The 2,323-nt window shown below is 62.4% G+C and carries 2 protein-coding genes and 1 pseudogene; 2 read left to right on the forward strand and 1 reads right to left on the reverse strand.

Features of this window, described 5'->3' with window-relative positions; genetic code table 11:
• Both WCB02_RS18850 and WCB02_RS18855 read left to right on the forward strand, forming a co-directional pair.
• Window positions 1-1,107, forward strand: a pseudogene (locus WCB02_RS18850) (Ti-type conjugative transfer relaxase TraA); the annotation flags it as partial.
• Window positions 1,108-1,225: 118 nt separating this feature from the next.
• On the forward strand, window positions 1,226-1,441 hold the full coding sequence (locus WCB02_RS18855; RefSeq protein ID WP_423960320.1) for a helix-turn-helix transcriptional regulator: 216 nt from the start codon (window positions 1,226-1,228) through the stop codon (window positions 1,439-1,441).
• A 50-nt stretch (window positions 1,442-1,491) separates the two neighbouring features.
• On the opposite strand, the gene WCB02_RS18860 is transcribed toward WCB02_RS18855, so the two are convergent.
• Window positions 1,492-2,323 (reverse strand): DUF3800 domain-containing protein (locus WCB02_RS18860; RefSeq protein WP_423960321.1); only part of this gene is annotated, 832 nt, incomplete at its 5' end.

Raw genomic sequence — 2,323 nt, forward strand, 5'->3', positions numbered from 1 at the left:
GGACCATCGAGCAGGTCAGCGCACGATCCGCGTCCGTGCGCACCGACGACGGGCGCAGCGTCTCCGTTCGACCTCAAGGATTACGACCGCATCGACCACGGCTATGCCGCGACCATCCACAAGGCGCAGGGCATCACGGTGGACCGCACCCATGTGCTGGCGACGCCGGGCCTGGACGCCCACGCGAGCTATGTCGCTCTTTCCCGGCACCGTGACGGCATGGAGCTGCATTACGGCCGTGACGACTTCACCAGCCAGGAACGGCTCACCCGCACCCTGTCGCGCGACCGGGCCAAGGACATGGCGTCGGACTACGATCGGGTTGACCCGGCGCAAAACTATGCCGAGCGGCGCGGCATCACCTTCCGCGCCCGTGTCGCCGAGATCGTGCGCAAGATCGTGCCCGAGAGGGTGCGCGGCATGTTCGATGGCCTGCGCCTGTCGACGGTTTCCGCACCGGAAGCCAGGCCGGAGCCGGAACGGGAAAGCGCCGCGGCGGCAGTCCGGCGAACGACGGATGCGCCGGAAAGGACCGTGGCGGCGGACAGCGATGCGGCGCTGCGCCAAGCTCGCACCAAGGCGCTCATCCGCCACGCCCGCGCCGTGAATGCGATCTTCGAGATGCAGCAGCAGGGCGGCAAGGCCAGCCCGGAGCAGGTGAAGGAATTGCAGGAGGCCCGCAAGGTCTTCGAGGAGGTACGGCCCTATGGCTCGCACGACGCCGAAGCCGCCTACAAGACCAACCCGGAACTCGCAGAGCAAGCCGCTTTGGGCAATCCCGCCCGCGCGATCCGCGCCCTTCAACTCGAAACCGAGCTGCGCATTGACCCGGCCCGGCGCGCCGACCGCTTCGTGGAACGTTGGCACAAGCTCGACCAAACCAGCCAGCGTCAGTATCAGGCCGGCGACATGTCCGGTTACAAGACCACGCGGGCAACCATGGGCGACATGGCCAAAAGCCTGGAGCGCGATCCGCAGCTAGAATCGATCCTCGCCAACCGCAAGGCCGAACTCGGCATCCAGATGGAAAGTGGACGCCGGCTCGGCGCGGCCCTTGCCTTTGCGCACGGGATCGACATCGGTAGAGGCCGAGGCATCGGAATCTGACCCATCCTATTTTCCGCCGCCGGTACGCCACGCTGCGCCGAGTCGAAAAACACTCTTGCCCGCCGGTTACTGCTGGCTCTGTCTGGATCAGGAGCAGTCAGCAGGAGGCAGCGTTTCCATGCCCGAACCAGACCGTATCGTCCGTCTGAAATCCGTTCTCGCCCGAACCGGCCTGTCCAGGTCCACCATCTACCGCAAGATCGCCGAGGGGACATTCCCGGCCCAGATCAGGATCAGCGTCAACGGCGCAGGCTGGCATGAATCCGAGATCAACCGCTGGATCGCCGATCCCGGGGCGTGGCGGCCGAAAAATGAGTTCGATGAGTGCTATTGATACCATGGCTGACAAACGCGGCCGCTCAGAGCGGCTTTTCTAAGGTCGTTTCAGCTTTTGCGTGGGCCAGAAAAGTTTGCAGAAAAATAGTCGATCAGCTCAGACGCCTGGGTGCCTTGCCTGAAACGGCGTTGCTCCTCGAAGTCGATGGATGGGATCAGATGGATAAATTGATTGTCGGCGTAAAGTGCCATCACCGCCTCGGGGTCTAACCCGCCGGATCGCAACCCAGTCAGATTATTTGCGGCCTCGATCGCGGCGCCGATCATGATGTCGGCCAGTTGCACCGCGGGACTCGTCTTGGAATCGACCTGGGTGACTTCTGCGAGCTTGAGCGGAAACTTCATGGATGCAATTTCGGTTTGGTGAAACTCGATATCCTGGTCGTGATCGATGAAACGCTGGAGTAGGTCGTGATAGGTCAGCAGGTTCTTCGACTTGTCGTGCTCGACTCGATACGTGCTCTCGGCCATCACTTCCATTCGATTGATGAGCGACTGCAACACTACCAGGGCGGCGTCGGTGTTCACGCCGGGCGTTGCGATTGCCGACAGACATTCCGGCGCCGCGTACTGGGCAAGTGGTCCCAGGGCTTCTGGCAGCTCTCGCCATCGTGTTGCGCGCGCGGCGGCAACTAGAGCCATCAAAGCCTCGGGCGTCTTGGCCTTGGCGGCGTGTTGGAACGCCGCGAGAAGGGCGTCGAAGGCTGCCTCTCCGAGAATTGTCGGCCCTGCCATGGTGAGCAATGACGCCATCGCGTAGTTCTGCCCATTTTCGTAGAAATCGATGCCGCGCTCGTAATAGAATGGCTCGACGGCGTAATCCACGAACATGAGCACTAGAAGAAAGCGCTTGTCGCAGACGTAAGTCACACTCTTGTAG

The sequence above is a fragment of the Bradyrhizobium sp. genome (assembly GCF_049581145.1).
Classification (GTDB): domain Bacteria; phylum Pseudomonadota; class Alphaproteobacteria; order Rhizobiales; family Xanthobacteraceae; genus Bradyrhizobium.

Excerpts from the sequence above, each read along its gene's own strand:
- WCB02_RS18855 (WP_423960320.1), top strand. The coding sequence starts at position 1,226 with ATGCCCGAACCAGACCGTATCGTCCGTCTGAAATCCGTTCTCGCCCGA.